Raw genomic sequence first — 16,675 nt, 5'->3', positions numbered from 1 at the left:
CGATTAACGACTATGCTGACATGACGTGAGCAGACGCGGAAAGATCGTTTGTACGCTTGGCCCCGCTACCAGCACGGATGAGACGGTGCGGGCCCTCGTCGAGGCCGGGATGGATGTCGCACGGCTGAACTTCAGCCACGGTGACTACACCGACCATGAAGCCGCCTACAAGCGGGTCCGGGCAGCATCGGATGCCACCGGGCACGCCGTGGGCGTGCTGGCTGACCTGCAGGGCCCCAAGATCCGGTTGGGCCGCTTCGCCGAGGGGCCGACGTACTGGGCGGCCGGAGAATCGGTACGCATCACCGTCGATGAATGTGCGGGCACCCACGACCGGGTGTCGACCACCTACAAGCGTCTGGCCCAGGACGCCCGGCCCGGCGACCGGGTCCTCGTCGACGACGGCAACGTCGGCCTGAAGGTCGATGAGATCGACGGCAACGACGTGGTCTGCACGGTCACCGAGGGCGGCCCGGTCAGCAACAACAAGGGCATGTCGCTGCCCGGCATGAACGTCACCGCCCCGGCGCTGTCCGAGAAGGACATCGAGGACCTCGAGTTCGCGCTGCGGCTGGGCGTGGATCTGGTCGCGCTGTCGTTCGTCCGGTCACCCGCCGACGTCGAGTTGGTCCACGAAGTGATGGACCGGGTCGGACGACGGGTCCCGGTGATCGCCAAGCTGGAGAAGCCCGAGGCGGTCGAGAACCTCGAGGCCATCGTGCTGGCGTTCGACGCGATCATGGTGGCGCGCGGTGACCTCGGCGTCGAACTGCCGCTGGAAGAAGTGCCGCTCGTGCAGAAGCGCGCGATCCAGATGGCAAGGGAGAACGCCAAACCCGTCATCGTTGCCACCCAGATGCTGGAGTCGATGATCGAAAGCTCCCGGCCCACGCGGGCCGAGGCCTCCGACGTCGCCAACGCCGTGCTCGACGGTGCCGACGCGGTGATGCTCTCCGGCGAGACCTCCGTCGGCAAGTATCCGCTGGAGGCCGTCAAGACGATGGCCCGCATCATCAAGGCGGTCGAGGACAACTCGGTTACCGTGCCGCCGCTGACACACACTCCGCGCACCAAGCGTGGCGTGATCTCGTATGCGGCCCGCGACATCGGCGAGCGGCTGGATGCCAAGGCGCTGGTCGCCTTCACGCAATCCGGCGACACCGTGCGCCGACTGGCCCGGCTGCACACCCCGCTTCCGGTGCTGGCGTTCACGGCGCTGCCCGAGGTGCGTAGCCAGCTCGCGCTGACCTGGGGGACCGAGACGTTCATCGTGCCGCAGATGTCGAACACCGACGACATGATCCGTCAGGTCGACAAGTCGCTGCTCGAGCTCGGCCGCTACAAGCGCGGTGAGCTGGTGGTCATCGTGGCGGGTGCTCCGCCGGGCACAGTAGGCTCCACGAATCTGATCCACGTGCACCGCATCGGGGAGGACGACGTCTAGCGAGAGGTCGTCAGCCTCAGGGCGCCGGCAAAAGATCTCGAAAGGCATTCCTTGACACACCCGGATTTCGAGGAGCTGCTGGCTGTTCTCGATCTGAACCGCGTTGACGACGATTTGTTCATCGGTGCGCATCCGAGCAAGAACCCGGTGCGCACCTTCGGTGGGCAGATGATCGCGCAGGCGTTCGTCGCCGGAGGCCGCACGCTGGAGCACAAACTTTCCCCGAGTGCGTTGAACGCGCACTTCATCGCCGGTGGCGATCCGGAGAAGGACCTTGAGTTCCACGTCGTGCGGCTGCGTGACGAGCGGCGGTTCGCCAACCGCCGGGTCGATGTCATGCAGGACGGCAATCTGCTGACCACCGTGATGCTGTCTTACATGAACGCCGGACGGGGGCTGGAGCACAGCGTGCCCGCCCCCGAGGTTCCGCATCCGGACACGTTGCCCAAGATCGATGAGCTGTTAAAGGGCTACGAGAAGACGGTGCCGTTGTTCGTCGAGGCCTTGCGGCCGATCGAATGGCGCTACACCAACGATCCGGCGTGGGTGATGCGGGACAAGGGCGGCAAGCTCGACCACAACCGGGTGTGGCTCAAGACCGAAGGCGTGATGCCCGACGATCCGGTGCTGCACGGCGCGGCCCTGGTGTACTCCTCGGACACCACCGTGCTCGATTCGATCATCACCACGCACGGATTGTCGTGGGGTTTCGACCGGATTTTCGCGGTGACGATGAATCATTCGGTGTGGTTCCACCGGCCGATCAAGTTCGACGAGTGGGTGCTGTACTCCACCACCTCGCCGGTGGCGGCGGAATCCCGGGGACTCGGCACCGGCCACTTCTTCGACGCGTCGGGCCAGTTGTTGGCGACGGTGGTGCAAGAGGGCATCGTCAAGTACTTCCCGGGTGCCGCCAAACCGTGATGCGGCTCAGCGCGTAGGGGTCGGCGTCACGCCGAACGAATCCTCGACCCGCCGTTCGAACTCTCGCTCGCACTGCTGCTGGGCCGCGGTGTCGTCACCGGCCTGCTGCAGGCAGCTCATGTAGTCGCGGCCGCCGACGTCGTCGAACCACCGCGCGCCGAAGTAGGTCCAGATCCCGACGAACACCAGCGACAACACACAGGCGATGATGCCGAGCACGATCCCGGAGACGGCGACACCGGAGTTGGTGGCCTCACCCCGCCGGCAGCGCCCGCGGGCGAGGATTCCGAGGATCACCGCGGTGATGCCGAACATCAGCCCACCGATCACCGACCAAACGAGCAGCAGACCGAAGATCGCGAGCACGAGCGCCGCGACACCGAGCCCGTTGGCGGGGGCACGCGCGGCCGGCTGCATGGGGTACCCGCCGTAGGGCGGCGGGGGCGGCGGGTAGGCCCCGGGATACGCGCCGGGGGGCGGCCCGTAGGGGTACGCCGGTGGCTGGGTAGGTCCGGCCGGCTGCGGCTCGTCAGACCCGGGCGGGTTGGAACGCTCGTCGGTCATGTCTGTGAGGCTACTCGCCGATCGCCGTGCCAGGTTGCGGACAACGGATGACGGGGCAGTCGAGCGTGTCCGGTAGGTGGTGGGTGGCCACGACGACGGCCCGCTCGGAGCCGAACCAATCGCCCGGAGTGAGGATTTCGGTGAGGATCCGTTGGCCGTCGGCGGCGTCGAGGTTCTCGGTCGGCTCATCGAGCAGCACCACGGAAAAATCGGACAACAGCACCCTGGCCAAGAGCAGGCGGCGGCGCTGCCCGGCCGACACTGCGGTATGGCCGCCTTCCAGTACCGTCGACAAGCCTTCGGGCAGGCCTGCGAGCCAATCGGCCAGACCGACCCGCTCGATGGCCCACCGCAGTTCGGCATCGGTGGCGTCCCCGCGGACCACGAGCAGGTTGTCTCGCACCGTGGTCTCGAAGATGTGCGCGTCTTCGGCGAAAAATGCTGCCCGCCGGGAGTTTCCGTTGAGGTGGTCGGCCATCGCCATCAACAGCGTGGTCTTGCCTGACCCGCTCGGGCCGATGACGGCGAGCCGGCCGCAGGCAGGCAGATCGACCGCGGGCACCGTGGGTCGCCTGCGGATCCCCGAGTCGCCCTCGGTGATCTGGAGCAGACGCCGGGCAGCGATGCGGGACTTGGTGAGTCCGACGGCAGCGTCGGGAAGCGCGGTGGTGGCCTCGAATGCGGACAACGGCAACAACATGAGGATGGCCAGGGTCGTCGGCGCGGTGGTGGGGGCCAGTGCGATGCCCGCGAAGACGGCGCCCAGGACGCTGGCCCCGATGGCGATGCTGGGCATGGCGGCGGCCAGTGCTGCGGGTGCCGCGGCACGGTCGGCCGCCTGTCCCCAGTCGCGGTGATGGCGTTGCGCGGTGGCGATCACCTCGTCGAGGCGTCCGCTGACCCTCAACTCAGGGGCATACTCGAGGGCGAGCATCGTCGCGGCGTCGCGGTCAGTGCGGTATTGGACCGCAATGGATTCCGCCGCAGCCACGGCGCGGGCAGTGACCGCCGGGGCCAGCGCTCCGGCGATCAGCAGGCAGATTGCCAGCACGGCAGCGGCGCTCGGCGAGATGAGCGCGATGACACCGACGGACACGCAGCCGAGCACCGTGGCCACCACGATCGGCAGCACTGAGCGCACCACGACGTCGGCGAGCTCATCTACCGAACCGCCGACCCGGGCCACCAATTCGCCGCTGGGCAGCCGCATCGCGTCGTCGTCCGGTCCGGTGGCGAGCTTGCGGTACAAACCGGTGCGGGCGTTGGCCGCCGAACGCAGTGCCGTGTCGTGGGCTGCCAGCCGCTGGCAGTACCCCAGGACGCCGCGCGAGATGCCCAGCGCCCGTACCGCGACCACGGCCACCGACAAGTCCAGGATCGGCGGCATCTGCCAGGCCCGGGTGATCAACCACGCCGAGACACCCGCCAAGGCCAACGCGCTGCCCAGTGACAGGACACCGAGGACGCTGGCCAGGATCAGCCGGCCCCACCGGGGCCGCAGCAGGTCCAGCGCCAGCCGTAGCAGCGGATCACGACGAAACATGCGCGGCACCAATCGTGATCACCTGGTCGCCGATGGCCAGTACCGGATCCCGGTGGCCGACGACCACCACTGTGGCCCCCTCCCGGGCCCGCGCGACGACGGATTGCAGCACCCGCTGCTCCAACGTGGCATCCAGGTGGGCGGTGGGTTCATCGAGGAGGAGCAGCCGCGCGGACGATCCGAGGGCGCGGGCCAGTCCGAGTCGTTGTCGTTGTCCCAGTGAGAGGCCGACACCGGTGCGGCCGATCCGGGTGTTCAGACCGTCGGGAAGGTCATCGAGAACGTCGTCGAATCCGGCGTCGCGGCAGGCCCGTTCCACATCGTCCAGCGGCCCCAGCAGCTCCAGGTTCTCGAGGACGGTGCCCGGAATCAGAACGGGGCGGTGGGGAAGCCAGGCGATGCTGTGCCACCATGCCGGCAGATCAAGGTCGGTGACGTCGACGCCGTCGACGCGTACCGATCCCGATGGCAGCGAGGCCAAGCCGAGAATTGCTTGCAGCGCAGTCGATTTCCCAGCCCCGTTCGGCCCGGTCAGCACCGTGACACGGCCGGGTTCGATGGCCGGTCCGAGGCCGTCCAACTCGATCGTCGGCGCGGCATTCCCCACGGGAACGCCGCCCTCCGCGGTCGGCAGCGTCTCACACAATCGAAAAGCCTGTTCCGCTGCCGTTTTGCCGTCCTGCGCGGCGTGAAAGGCGGCACCTACCCGGCGCAGTGGCCAGAACACTTCAGGGGCCAGCAGCAGGACGGTCAACCCTGCCGTGAGGGTGATCTCGCCGTACACCAGCCGCAGGCCGACACTCACCGCCACGAGGGCCACGCCCAGCGTGGCCAGCAGTTCGAGCACCAGTGAGGACAGGAACGCGATCCGCAACGTCGCCATGGCCGAACGGCGATGCGCAGCCGCCAGTTCCGTGATTCGTTGCACCGATCCGGCGGCTCGGCCGACGGCCCGCAGGGTAGGGATTCCCGCCACCAGATCGAGCAGGCGGGCTTGCAGGGTCGTCATCGCGGCGAGCGCGGCCGCTGAGCGCTCGGCGGTGAGCAGTCCGATCAGCACCATGAAGATCGGGATCAACGGCAGCGCGATCACGACGATTGCCGCGGCTTGCAGGTCGAAGCAGGCCATCACCAGCACCGCGACGGGCGTCAGGACAGCAGCCTGAACGACCGCGGGAACGTAGCCGGTGAAGTACGGGCGCAGGCCGTCGAGGCCGCGAGTCACGACTGCCGCGGCATCATCCCGCTCGGCAGCCAATCTCCTTGGCGGCAGGGAAGTCACGGTGCGCAGCACCTGGCCGGACACCTCGCCGATCACAGCGGTCGCGCCGCGTTGCGACAGCCGGCCCTGGAGCCAGTGTGCGGCCGCGCGCAGCAACCACAGCGCGGACAGCGCGATGATGGCCGTACCATGGCGGGCCGCCGAGTTCGGTTCGGTGATGATGCCGGCGACGATGTGTGCCAGCACGACGGCCGCGGCAATGGTGCTGGCGCTGATGGTTACGCCGCAGGCCACTGTCGCCAGGAGGTGACGTCGCAGCGCCGAGCTCGACCCGGTGGCGCCGCGGACGCCGAGTGCGCGCCAGAGGTTCAGGCCGACCGCCGCGACAGTCCGATGGAGGCCGGGATACGTTCCGCTGAAATCCGTTTGCGGAACACCCAGTACGTCCAGCCCTGATACACCAGGACCAGAGGCAGCAAGGTCAACGACGCCCAGGTCATGATCTTCAACGTGTACGGCGTCGACGAGCCGTTGTAGATCGTCACACCCCAATCGGGATTGAGCGTGGACGGCAGCAGGTGCGGGTACATCGACCCGAACAGCAGGACGACGACGGCCGCCACGACCACCACGGTCGCGACGAACGCCCAGCCTTCCCGCGACCGCGACCACATGAGCGCCACAGAGATCAGGAGCGCGACCACGGCGACGGCCAGCGGCGCCCAGGTCCAGGGCTTGCCGTGGGCCAGCTGCGTCCACAGACCGAAGCCGCCGGCCAACACGATCACTGGCAGGCTCAGTGCCCGGGCGAAGCGGAAGGCGTCATCGCGTACGGGCCCAGAGGTTTTCAGGGCGATGAACACGGAGCCGTAGAAAGCGAACAACGACGCCGTGGCCAGTCCGCCGAGCAGGGTGTACGCGTTGAGCACGTCACCAACGGCGGCATCGACTCGATGGTCGGCATCAATCGGCAATCCACGCACCAGGATTGCGAAGGCGACGCCCCACAGAATCGCGGGCAACCAGGATCCCGCGGCGATGCCGATGTCAGCCCACTTGCGCCACTTGGGGTCATCGATCTTGCCGCGCCACTCGATACCCACGACGCGCAGGATCATCCCGAACAGGATTGCCAACAGCGGCAGGTACAGCGCCGAGAACATGGTGGCGTACCAGTTCGGAAACGCGGCGAACATGGCGGCGCCCGCCGTGATCAGCCACACCTCGTTGCCGTCCCACACCGGGCCGATGGTGTTGAGCACCGCCCGCCTGCGGCTTTCCGGATCACCCTCGCCCGCGCTGCCGAGCGGGGCCATCAGCATCCCGACGCCGAAGTCAAAGCCCTCCAGCACCACGAATCCGAGGAACAGAGCGGCGATGAGTATGAACCAGAGTTCTTGGAGTCCCATCTGAGATCAGTCCTCTCAGTACGCGAACGACAACGGGGCGGATTCGTCCTCGCCGGGAGGCGCGGGCGGTGCCGGCTCGGAATCGTGTTCCTGAGGCCCTTCGGTCACATAGCGCCGCATCAGCCAGAACCAGACCACCGCAAGGACGCCGTAGAGCAGGGTGAAGACCGCCAGTGAGAAGAACACCGTGCCAGCGGAATGATCCGACACACCTTGCTGCACGGTGAGCCGCACCATCTGGTCACCGGTCGGGTTGGGCACCACCACCCATGGTTGCCGTCCCATCTCGGTGAAGACCCAGCCAGCGGAATTGGCGAGGAACGGTGTCGGCAGGGTGATCAACGCGAAAATGCCGAACCAGCGCTGGTCGGGGAGTCGACGCCCGCGGGTGAGCCACAGCGCCAGCAGGGCGAACGCCAGCGGCACCGCCATGAGGCCGATCATGGCCCGGAACGACCAGTAGGTGACGAACAGGTTCGGCCGGTAGTCGCCGGGCCCGAACTTGGCTTCGTACTTCTGCTGCAGGTCGTTGACGCCCTCCAGGGTGACGCCGCTGAACTTGCCTTCGGCCAGGAACGGCAGCACGTAGGGAACTTCGATGACGTGGTTCACGCTGGCGCAGTTGTTGTGCGTGCCGACGGTCAGGACCGAGAAGTCCGGATCGGTCTGCGTGTCACACAGTGATTCGGCCGAAGCCATTTTCATGGGTTGCTGGACGAACATCAGCTTGCCCTGGATATCGCCGGTGAAGAACAACACGGCCACGGCCGCCAATGCGACCACGCTGCCCAGAATCGTTGCCGGCCGGTACATCCCGGCGGAATCGGTCCCGGCATCGGCGGCCGGACCGTCCGCCCCTTCGCCGCGTGCGGCCCGGCGCCGGTCCCGCACCATCAGCCAGGCGCTCACGGTCGCGACGAACGTGCCTGCGGTGAGCAGGGCTCCGGCGACGACGTGCAGGAAGGCCCAGATCGCGGTGTTGTTGGTCAGGAGGGCGCCGAAGTCGATCAGCTCGGCACGTCCGCTTTCCGGGTTGAACTTGGCGCCGACCGGGTGCTGCATGAACGAGTTCGCCGCGATGATGAAGAAGGCGGACGCGTTGACGGCGAAGGCCACCATCCAGATGCAGACCAGGTGGATCACCCGAGGCAGGCGGGTCCAGCCGAAGATCCACAATCCGATGAAGGTGGACTCGACGAAGAACGCGACCAGACCTTCGAATGCCAGCGGAGCACCGAAGATGTCGCCGACAAAGCGCGAGTACTCGCTCCAGTTCATGCCGAACTGGAATTCCTGCACGATGCCGGTCGCCACCCCGATCGCGAAGTTGATCAGGAACAGCTTGCCGAAGAAGCGGGTGAGGCGGTACCAGCTGCCATTTCCCGTGACCACCCACACTGTCTGCATCACGGCGATCAGCGGCGCCAACCCGATGGTCAGCGGAACGAAAATGAAGTGGTAGACGGTGGTGATACCGAACTGCCACCGTGATACGTCCAAAGCGTCCATCTGGCCCTACTTCCGAGGTCTCAGACCAATCTACGACGAAGTGTAGTAGATGCTCGGGAACCAGCCACTGGCCATGACCGGTGTGTTACGTCACGCGGGGCCCTCAGGTGAGACGGCGGCCGCGAGTTTCTTGGCGTCGCTGCGGATTCCGAAGGCCGAGATCACCTCGAACACCCCGACGACGATCAGGATGATGCCGGTGACCTGAGTCAGGGCGACCAGGCCCTCCAGGGGAGCGACGAACATGATGATGCCTGCGATGACGCTGACTATGCCGACGATGATCTCCCAGATGCGCCCCGGCAGTAGCGGATCTCCGATGGCCGACATCGCCGTTGCGACACCGCGGAAGATGAACCCGACGCCGATCCAGATCGCCAGCAGCTCGATCGAATTCTGCAGGTTGATGAAGCACAAGACCGCGAGTACGAGTGCCGCGGCGCCACCGATGAACAGCAACACCCGGCCGCCGACCGAGGAACGGATACTGAACGCCAGCACGAGTTGCGAGATGCCGGTGATCAACAGGTACGCGCCGAAAAAGATGGCGGTGACGAAGATTGCTGCTCCGGGACGGATGAAGACGAGGATGCCCAGGAGGATTGCGAGGATGCCGCCGACCAATGCTGACTTCCAGAGGTGCGGCAACAAGCTTGGGGCAGCGGTGCTTTCCATGGTCGCAGTGTGGCACACACAGAGGCCCTGAACACGGATTTTACGGTACGGCTGTGGCGTCGAAGCATGCTCGTTAAGGTTCCGTTACCGGTGCTGCATCCCAGGCCGGGGGCCGTTAACGTCTCCGATTTGGGATAGCCCGACCACAGCCGCAGACAAAGAGAAGAGGCAACCGTGACTGTTGGATGTCGTCCCCGACGAAGCAAGATGTGGCGTTTCGCGGTGGTCGTTGCCGCGAGCGGTGCGCTCGCCATGTCGGGTTGCGCGAACAATACCGAATCCGGTGGATCCGAAACCAAGACGACGACCGCGGCAAAGGTTGAGAAGGTGGACGCGATCGCCAACACCGTGCCGGAGCCGATCAAGTCGAGCGGCAAGCTCATCATCGGTACCGACCCGACCTACCCGCCCAACGAGTTCAAGGATCCGGCCGGCAAGATCATCGGCTTCGACGTCGATTTGATGAATGCGGTTGCCGCGACCTTGGGGCTGACTCCGGAGTACCGGGCGTCGTTGTTCGACAAGATCATCCCGTCCGTCCAGGGCGGAAACTACAACCTCGGCATGTCCTCGTTCACCGACTCGAAGAAGCGCGAAGAGCAGGTTGACTTCGTGACGTACTTCAGTGCCGGTTCGTCCTGGGCGCAGAAGGTCGGTGCGGGGATCAATCCCGAGGATGCGTGCGGCAAGAAGGTCGCGGTCCAGACGGCCACGGTGCAGGACACCGACGAGATGCCGGCCCGCAACGAGAAGTGCCTCAAGGAGGGCAAGCCCGCGATCCAGGTGGTGAAGTTCGACGATCAGACCGCCGCCACCAGTGCGGTCATGCTCGGGCAGGCCGACGCCATGTCGGCCGATTCGCCGGTGACCGCCTATGCGATCAAGCAGAGCAACGGAAAGCTTGAGGCGGCAGGAGAGATCTTTGATTCCGCTCCGTACGGTTGGGCGGTGCAGAAGGGTTCGCCACTCGCGGCGTCACTGCAGCAGGCGCTTCAGCACCTGATCGACAACGGTGTCTACAAGCAGGTGGCTGCGAACTGGGGCGCCGAGAACGGGATGATCGACAAGCCGGTCGTCAACGGTGCGATCAACTGAGCCGCCGATGACTGATGCTCCGCCGCCTGCCGCCATCGACGCTGTTCCGCTGCGACATCCGTGGCGGTGGGTGGCGGCGATCGTCATCCTCATCCTGGTCGGGCTGTTCATCTATGGCGCGGCGACCAACGAGGCCTACGGGTGGAGCACGTACGCCAAGTACCTGTTCGACCAACGCATTTCGGAAGCAGCCTGGAACACTCTGCAGCTGACCATCTATTCGATGGTGCTGGCGCTGGTTCTCGGCGTCCTGCTCGCGGTGATGCGGTTGTCGCCGAACCCGGTCCTCAAGGCCGTGGCCTGGACGTATCTGTGGATCTTCCGAGGGACGCCGATCTACGTGCAGTTGGTGCTGTGGGGTCTGGTCCCGGTGATCTACAAGAACATTCAGATCGGCGTGCCGTTCGGACCGCGGCTTTTCGAGTTCAGCCTGTCGGATCCGAATGTGTTCTGGCTGGCGGTTCTCGGGCTGGGGCTCAACGAGGCCGCCTATATGGCAGAGATCATCCGCGGCGGCCTGATCTCGGTGCCCGAAGGTCAGACCGAGGCCTCCGTCGCGCTGGGCATGTCGTGGGGAATGACGATGCGCCGCACCGTCCTTCCTCAGGCGATGCGGGTCATCATCCCGCCGACCGGCAACGAGTTCATCAGCATGCTCAAGACCACATCGTTGGTCACGGCCGTCCCGTACAGCTTCGAGTTGTACGGCCGCTCAAAAGATATCGGGGTCGCGTTGTTCGAACCAGTTCCACTGTTGCTGGTGGCCTCCACCTGGTACCTGGCCATCACCAGCGTCCTGATGGTGGGGCAGTACTACCTGGAGCGGCACTTCTCGCGGGGTGCCTCGCGCAAGCTGACCTCGAAACAGCTTGAGGCCCTGGCCAAGGCCCAGACGGTGGCGAAATGACCGCGGCCGTCGAACCGATGGTGCGCGCGGAGAGCGTGTGCAAGAACTTCGGTGCCCTGCACGTCCTGAAGGGCGTGACACTGGACGTCGGCCGGGGCGAAGTGCTGTGCATGGTGGGCCCGTCGGGCTCGGGCAAATCCACGTTCCTGCGGTGCATCAACCACCTTGAGCAGGTAAACGCCGGCCGTCTCTATGTCGACGGCGAGCTGATCGGCTATCGCGAACGCGGCGGCAAGCTGCACGAGATGCCGCCGCGGGATGCCGCCCGGCAGCGCCGCGACATCGGCATGGTGTTCCAGCATTTCAACCTGTTCCCGCACCGCACCGCCCTGGAGAACATCATCGAGGCCCCCGTCCGCGTGAAGCGGGTGAAGAAGGATGCCGCGCTGGCCCGTGCGAAGGATCTGCTCGATCAGGTGGGCCTGGCCGCCAAGGCCGATGCCTACCCCGCGCAGCTGTCGGGCGGGCAGCAACAGCGGGTCGCGATCGCGCGGGCCCTGGCGATGAACCCGAAGCTGATGCTGTTCGACGAGCCAACCTCAGCGCTGGATCCCGAACTGGTCGGTGAGGTGCTGGCGGTGATCAAGAAGCTGGCGGGCGAGGGTATGACCATGGTGGTGGTCACCCACGAGATGGGGTTCGCCCGTGAGGTCGCCGACAAACTGGTGTTCATGGACGGCGGCGTCATCGTGGAGAGCGGCAACCCCCGCGAGGTGATGGCCAACCCGAAACATGAACGTACAAAGGAGTTCCTGTCGAAGGTGATGTAGCGTCGATTGCGTGGTTTCCACGCGTGAAGACGTCTTCGTCACCGTCCGTGAGCTTCGGGAGCGCATCGCCTCGGGCGAACCCGTGACCGTGCTGGACGTGCGTTGGTCACTGGCCGAGCCCGATGGTGAACCGGCCTATCTGGTGGGTCACCTGCCCGGCGCCGTCTACGTCTCTCTGGACGACGAACTGTCCGATCACACCATCACCGGGCGCGGACGCCATCCGCTGCCGTCGGGAGCCGATCTGCAAGCCGGGGCACGACGTTGGGGAGTGCGCACCGGTGTGCCCACCGTCGTCTACGACGACTGGAACCGAGCTGGATCGGCCCGGGCCTGGTGGGTGTTGACCGCGGCCGGGATCGACGGTGTCCGCATCCTCGACGGAGGTCTTCCAGCCTGGACCGCGGCGGGTGAGGCTCTGCAAACCGGCCCGGTCACGCCGGAGCCCGGCGATGTCGACGTCGTTCACGACGACCTGTACCACGGGGCGCTACGCACCCTGACCGCCGAGCAGACGCAGTCCGGGGTGGACCTGCTGCTGGACGCACGGGCGCCCGAACGGTTTCGCGGAGACGTGGAACCCGTCGATCCGGTGGCCGGCCATATCCCCGGGGCGGTCAATCTGCCAAGCACCCAGCTGCTCTCGACCGACGGAACGCTGCTCCCGCAGGCCCGGCTCCGCGCGCTACTCGCCGATCGTGGCGTGGCGGCCGGCGGTGCGGACGTGGGCGCCTACTGCGGGTCGGGGGTCACCGCCGCCCTCGCCGTGGCCGGCCTGGCCGCCGCCGGAGTGGAGGCGGCGCTGTATCCCGGGTCGTGGTCGGAGTGGGCATCGAACCCGGACCGTCCCGTCGCCACGGGCGAGCACTGACCCGACCCGCGAAATCGCTGCGGCCGGGCGCCGCGCGGCAACTTTATGCTGGGCGAATGCAGCGCCACCCGGACCCGGTCACACCATTGTGGCGAGCTGCGCAGATCTTTCGGCTGTTGAGCTGCCTCTACGCGCTGGGGTTTCAGGTCGCGATCAACGACGACCTGACTCGTCCGGTGCTCGCGGGTGCCCTCTGCGGGGTACTGATCGCCTGGAGCATCGCGTGCGCGATCGCATACCTGCAGGGTTTCGGCCGCCGCCCGTCGTGGGTGATCGCCGAGATCGTGGTGGTCCTGGCCCTCATGCTGTCCACCGAATTGGTCGCGTCCGACAACTGGATCGCCGACAACCAGTCATGGCCCACCACGCTGTGGGCCACCAATGCCACCATTTCGGCAGCGCTGCAGTTCGGCCCGGTCGGGGGCATGGCGGCCGGGCTGGCGGTGATGGCCGCGGCAGCCGCGCTGAAGGGCTATGTCAGCGTCAATCTCGGCCGCAACGCCACCATCGTCATCGAACTGGCGGTGGGCCTGGCGGTGGGGATGGCCGCCCAGACCGCACGTCGTGCGCACGCTGAGCTGGAGCGTGCCGTGCGACTGGCCGCCTCGCTGGAGGAACGGGAGCGCCTGTCCCGCCGGGTGCACGACGGGGCCATCCAGGTGCTGGCCCTGGTGTCGCGGCGGGGCCGCGAGATCGGCGGCGAGACAGCACGATTGGCTGAACTGGCCGGCGAACAGGAGCGCGCCCTACGCAGGCTGGTCAGTGCACCCGACCCGGAAGCGCACACCGGCGGGGCCACCGACATCGGAGCATTGCTGCGCGCCCGGGCCTCGGATCGGGTGTCGGTCAGCCTGCCGGCGGAGCCGGTGTTGCTCGATTCCGAAGTCGCCCACGAGTTGTTCGCCGCGGCGGGCAACGCCCTCGACAACGCGGCAGCACACGCCGGGCCCGACGCCCGGGTTTTCGTGCTGCTCGAGGACCTGGGGGAGTCGGTGACGGTGAGCATCCGGGACGACGGTGTGGGCATCGGCGAGGGCAGGCTGGCCGAGGCGGCCCGAGAAGGCCACGTGGGTATCGCGAAATCGATTGTGGGCCGGATGGATTGGTTGGGCGGACAGGCGCATTTGCACACCGCGCCGGGTTGCGGCACGGAATGGGAGCTGACGCTGCCCCGCCCCGGCCGCCCCGCGACCGAGAAGGGACAGCCATGACAGAGACGGCACTGACCGTGATGGTCGTCGATGATCATCCGATCTGGCGCGACGCGGTGGCACGCGACCTTGCCGACGAGGGATTCGATGTCGTTGCCACTGCCGACGGGGTGGCCACGGCGCGCAGGCGGGCCGGCGTGGTCCTGCCCGACGTGGTGGTGATGGACATGAGCTTGTCCGACGGCAGTGGCGCCACGGCCACCGCCGAGGTGCTCACGGTGTCACCGTCGTCGCGGGTGCTGGTGCTCTCGGCCTCCGACGAGCGCGACGACGTCCTGGAGGCGGTGAAAGCCGGAGCTACCGGATACCTGGTGAAGAGTGCGTCGAAAGCCGAACTGACTGCGGCGGTGCGGGCCACCGCGGAGGGACGTGCGGTGTTCACCCCTGGCCTGGCCGGCCTGGTCCTCGGCGAGTATCGGCGCATCGCACAGCGGCCCGACGACGGCCCGGCCACTCCCAGCCTGACCGAGCGGGAGACCGAGGTGCTGCGCTACGTGGCAAAAGGGTTGACGGCCAAGCAGATCGCGACCCGCTTGTCGTTGAGCCACCGCACCGTGGAGAACCACGTCCAGGCGACGTTCCGCAAACTGCAGGTCGCCAACCGGGTCGAGTTGGCGCGTTACGCCATAGAACACGGCCTCGACGAGTAGTCCTACTCATCACGGCGGCCGGTTTTGTTGCCACGATGACCGCATGAGCGAACCTCATCGCATCGTGATCGCCCGGATGTCCTCGGATCTTGCCGCGATCTCGGCGTACATGAACCGGGTATCGGCGGACCTGGGGGAGTTGGGCCGCATGCTCGAGCAGCCCCCGGCGCCTGCGCCCGCACCGTTGCCCGCACCGCCGGCAACACGGTCACCATCACCATCGGTGCCGTTGCCCGCGCCCGTCCCGCCCCGACCAACGCCCTCGTCCCGTCCGGAGCAGTCAGAAGGCTGGATCGGCAAGGCACTCGCGGTGGCCGGGGTGACCGTGACTCTCACCGGTGTGGTGTTGCTGTTGGTTCTCGCCGCGCAGGCCGGGATTCTGCGGCCGGAGTTCCGCGTTGCCGCGGGTGCGGTTCTGGCCGCGGGGCTGGTCGGCGCCGGGGTGTGGCTCAATCGTCGTCCGGGTGGCCGGGTCGGGGCGATCGCGTTGGCCGCGACCGGCATCGCCGCCGCGTACATGGACGTGATCGCTGTGACGACGATCTATGACTGGGTGTCGCCACCGGCCGGTCTGGCATTGGCCGCCGCAATCGGCGGCGGTGGTCTGATGCTGGCGCAGCGGTGGGACTCCGAACAGCTGGGCTTGCTGGTCCTGGTGCCGCTGATCGCCCTGGCGCCGGTCGTCACCGACGGGGTGACGCTGCTGCTGATCGGGTTCATGCTGGCCTTGTCGGCCGCCGCGCTGCCGCTTCAGTTCGGTCGAGACTGGCTCGGGTTGTTCGCGGCGCGCATCGCGGCGCCGACGCTGCCACTGCTTTTCGCACTGGTGGCGGCCTCGATCGACGGCCGGGATGACCTGGTCCTCGCGTTGACCTGCGGGCTCGCGGCAGTGCTCGCGCTGGCAGGGGGAGTGCTGGCGCTGCGGGGGACCACCAGGCCGGCGGCGACGGCGGTGTTGACCTCAGCGGGCGTGCTGCCGGTGCTGTGTGTGGCCGCCGCCGTCGATCGCATCATTGCGGCCCTGTTGGTGGCGGCGCTGGCAGCGGCCCTGGTGGGGATGGTTGCGCTCGGTGACCGCGTGCCGGGGATGAATGTCGTGGTCCGCCAGGTGTGGTCGGTGCTGGCGGCCGCCGCCGCGCTGATCGCGGTGCTGGTGGCCTTCGACGGTCCGGTGGCCGGGCCGGTGGTGCTCGCGATGAGTGCCGCGGTTGCCGTCGCGGGCCGGCGCCAAGGGGTGACGCGGTGGATCGCCGTCGGCCTGGCTGCGGTCGGGGGCATGATCTACCTCGACTCGGCTCCTCCCGAGATTCTGGTGCACGCCACGAAACTATCTGCAGGACTTACGGTTTCGGTACTGATCGGTAGTGTCCTGGCGATCGTCGCAGCCGCTGCGATCTCATGGGCGTGGTCGGTTCACGACGAGGCGGACCGGGAGCTGGTCCGGCTGGTGTGGGTGGCCGGAGCGGTGGCGGCCGGATATGCCATCACGATGTTCACCGTCACGGCCGGCGTCGCCGTCGGCGGGACCGGGGCCGGCTTCTTCGGCGGCCATATGGCGGCGACCATCTGCTGGATCGCCGTCGCGGCCGGACTGCTCGGCTATGCGGCGCGCCGCCCCAGGGCGCACCGATCGTTGCCGATCGGCGGCGGGATGACACTCGTCGCCGCCGCGATGGCGAAACTGTTCCTGTTCGATCTGGGAACCCTCGACGGGATGTTCCGCGTCGCGGTGTTCATCGTCGTCGGGCTGGCGCTGCTGGGTATGGGCGCGGGATATGCGCGCCTGCTCAATCAGCAGGACCAGCTGGCCGGCGGACGGCCGATGTGAGGGTGGCCACAGATTCTCTAATCTGGATTGATTCCAAATTAGCGGTCGTTGTC

Annotated in this window: 15 protein-coding genes; 9 read left to right on the top strand and 6 right to left on the bottom strand. The window is 67.0% G+C overall.

What is annotated here, in order from left to right; translation table 11 throughout:
• Window positions 1–25 precede the first annotated feature (25 nt).
• Both pyk and G6N57_RS21850 read left to right on the top strand, forming a co-directional pair.
• A complete protein-coding gene (gene pyk / locus G6N57_RS21855) occupies window positions 26–1,444 on the top strand; it encodes a pyruvate kinase (protein ID WP_075920430.1) in 1,419 nt (472 codons plus the stop codon).
• A 51-nt stretch (window positions 1,445–1,495) separates the two neighbouring features.
• Window positions 1,496–2,368, top strand: coding sequence for an acyl-CoA thioesterase II (locus tag G6N57_RS21850; RefSeq protein ID WP_077739407.1), 873 nt, complete (start codon window positions 1,496–1,498; stop codon window positions 2,366–2,368).
• Window positions 2,369–2,374: 6 nt separating this feature from the next.
• Here the strand turns inward: G6N57_RS21850 and G6N57_RS21845 are convergent, their stop codons facing one another.
• From G6N57_RS21845 to G6N57_RS21820, 6 genes are all read right to left on the bottom strand, one after another.
• On the bottom strand, window positions 2,375–2,932 hold the full coding sequence (locus G6N57_RS21845) for a DUF4190 domain-containing protein (protein WP_077739408.1): 558 nt from the start codon (window positions 2,930–2,932) through the stop codon (window positions 2,375–2,377).
• 10 nt (window positions 2,933–2,942) lie between these two features.
• Entirely contained in the window at window positions 2,943–4,475 is a 1,533-nt protein-coding gene (locus tag G6N57_RS21840) for an ATP-binding cassette domain-containing protein (protein WP_077741742.1), read from the bottom strand.
• Window positions 4,462–6,069 (bottom strand): thiol reductant ABC exporter subunit CydD, encoded by a 1,608-nt coding sequence (cydD, locus tag G6N57_RS21835; RefSeq protein WP_407665990.1) that lies wholly within the window; start codon window positions 6,067–6,069, stop codon window positions 4,462–4,464. The genes G6N57_RS21840 and cydD overlap by 14 nt, the downstream gene beginning before the upstream one ends.
• Window positions 6,066–7,106: a cytochrome d ubiquinol oxidase subunit II gene (gene cydB / locus G6N57_RS21830; protein WP_077739409.1), complete on the bottom strand. Its 1,041-nt coding sequence runs from the start codon at window positions 7,104–7,106 to the stop codon at window positions 6,066–6,068. The genes cydD and cydB overlap by 4 nt, the downstream gene beginning before the upstream one ends.
• Before the next feature lie 15 nt (window positions 7,107–7,121).
• A complete protein-coding gene (locus G6N57_RS21825) occupies window positions 7,122–8,615 on the bottom strand; it encodes a cytochrome ubiquinol oxidase subunit I (protein WP_077739410.1) in 1,494 nt (497 codons plus the stop codon).
• A 90-nt stretch (window positions 8,616–8,705) separates the two neighbouring features.
• Window positions 8,706–9,290 carry an HdeD family acid-resistance protein gene (locus tag G6N57_RS21820; RefSeq protein ID WP_077739411.1) on the bottom strand — a complete coding sequence of 195 codons (585 nt, stop codon included), beginning with the start codon at window positions 9,288–9,290 and terminating at the stop codon, window positions 8,706–8,708.
• A 207-nt stretch (window positions 9,291–9,497) separates the two neighbouring features.
• Here G6N57_RS21820 and G6N57_RS21815 point away from each other — a divergent pair, with 207 nt between their 5' ends.
• Genes G6N57_RS21815 through G6N57_RS21785 form a run of 7 tightly spaced genes read left to right on the top strand, consistent with a single transcriptional unit; the run spans window position 9,498 to window position 16,622 of the window.
• Entirely contained in the window at window positions 9,498–10,385 is an 888-nt protein-coding gene (locus G6N57_RS21815; protein WP_077739412.1) for an ABC transporter substrate-binding protein, read from the top strand.
• Between the two features lie 7 nt (window positions 10,386–10,392).
• On the top strand, window positions 10,393–11,292 hold the full coding sequence (locus tag G6N57_RS21810) for an amino acid ABC transporter permease (RefSeq protein ID WP_077739413.1): 900 nt from the start codon (window positions 10,393–10,395) through the stop codon (window positions 11,290–11,292).
• Between the two features lie 17 nt (window positions 11,293–11,309).
• Window positions 11,310–12,062 (top strand): amino acid ABC transporter ATP-binding protein, encoded by a 753-nt coding sequence (locus tag G6N57_RS21805; RefSeq protein WP_077741743.1) that lies wholly within the window; start codon window positions 11,310–11,312, stop codon window positions 12,060–12,062.
• A 10-nt stretch (window positions 12,063–12,072) separates the two neighbouring features.
• Complete coding sequence (locus tag G6N57_RS21800; RefSeq protein WP_077739414.1) at window positions 12,073–12,933, top strand: sulfurtransferase; 861 nt, start codon at window positions 12,073–12,075, stop codon at window positions 12,931–12,933.
• Between the two features lie 56 nt (window positions 12,934–12,989).
• On the top strand, window positions 12,990–14,144 hold the full coding sequence (macS, locus tag G6N57_RS21795; protein WP_077739415.1) for a MacS family sensor histidine kinase: 1,155 nt from the start codon (window positions 12,990–12,992) through the stop codon (window positions 14,142–14,144).
• A complete protein-coding gene (locus tag G6N57_RS21790; RefSeq protein ID WP_065461411.1) occupies window positions 14,141–14,794 on the top strand; it encodes a response regulator in 654 nt (217 codons plus the stop codon). Before macS ends, G6N57_RS21790 begins: the two co-directional genes overlap by 4 nt.
• A 43-nt stretch (window positions 14,795–14,837) precedes the next feature.
• Window positions 14,838–16,622, top strand: coding sequence for a DUF2339 domain-containing protein (locus G6N57_RS21785; RefSeq protein ID WP_077739416.1), 1,785 nt, complete (start codon window positions 14,838–14,840; stop codon window positions 16,620–16,622).
• Window positions 16,623–16,675 lie beyond the last annotated feature (53 nt).

Origin of the sequence: Mycolicibacterium boenickei, assembly GCF_010731295.1 — a bacterium.
GTDB lineage: Bacteria > Actinomycetota > Actinomycetes > Mycobacteriales > Mycobacteriaceae > Mycobacterium > Mycobacterium boenickei.
The sequence above is the reverse complement of the archived record's forward strand: the minus strand, read 5'-3'. Positions and strand labels throughout refer to the sequence as shown.

What these genes read in the sequence shown, in the direction of transcription:
- cydB (WP_077739409.1), bottom strand. Translation starts at nt 7,106, where the DNA reads ATGGGACTCCAAGAACTCTGGTTCATACTCATCGCCGCTCTGTTCCTC.
- G6N57_RS21840 (WP_077741742.1), bottom strand. Translation starts at nt 4,475, where the DNA reads ATGTTTCGTCGTGATCCGCTGCTACGGCTGGCGCTGGACCTGCTGCGG.
- G6N57_RS21805 (WP_077741743.1), top strand. Translation starts at nt 11,310, where the DNA reads ATGGTGCGCGCGGAGAGCGTGTGCAAGAACTTCGGTGCCCTGCACGTC.
- G6N57_RS21785 (WP_077739416.1), top strand. Translation starts at nt 14,838, where the DNA reads ATGAGCGAACCTCATCGCATCGTGATCGCCCGGATGTCCTCGGATCTT.
- G6N57_RS21845 (WP_077739408.1), bottom strand. Translation starts at nt 2,932, where the DNA reads ATGACCGACGAGCGTTCCAACCCGCCCGGGTCTGACGAGCCGCAGCCG.
- G6N57_RS21810 (WP_077739413.1), top strand. Translation starts at nt 10,393, where the DNA reads ATGACTGATGCTCCGCCGCCTGCCGCCATCGACGCTGTTCCGCTGCGA.
- G6N57_RS21825 (WP_077739410.1), bottom strand. Translation starts at nt 8,615, where the DNA reads ATGGACGCTTTGGACGTATCACGGTGGCAGTTCGGTATCACCACCGTC.
- G6N57_RS21790 (WP_065461411.1), top strand. Translation starts at nt 14,141, where the DNA reads ATGACAGAGACGGCACTGACCGTGATGGTCGTCGATGATCATCCGATC.
- macS (WP_077739415.1), top strand. Translation starts at nt 12,990, where the DNA reads ATGCAGCGCCACCCGGACCCGGTCACACCATTGTGGCGAGCTGCGCAG.
- G6N57_RS21815 (WP_077739412.1), top strand. Translation starts at nt 9,498, where the DNA reads ATGTGGCGTTTCGCGGTGGTCGTTGCCGCGAGCGGTGCGCTCGCCATG.
- G6N57_RS21820 (WP_077739411.1), bottom strand. Translation starts at nt 9,290, where the DNA reads ATGGAAAGCACCGCTGCCCCAAGCTTGTTGCCGCACCTCTGGAAGTCA.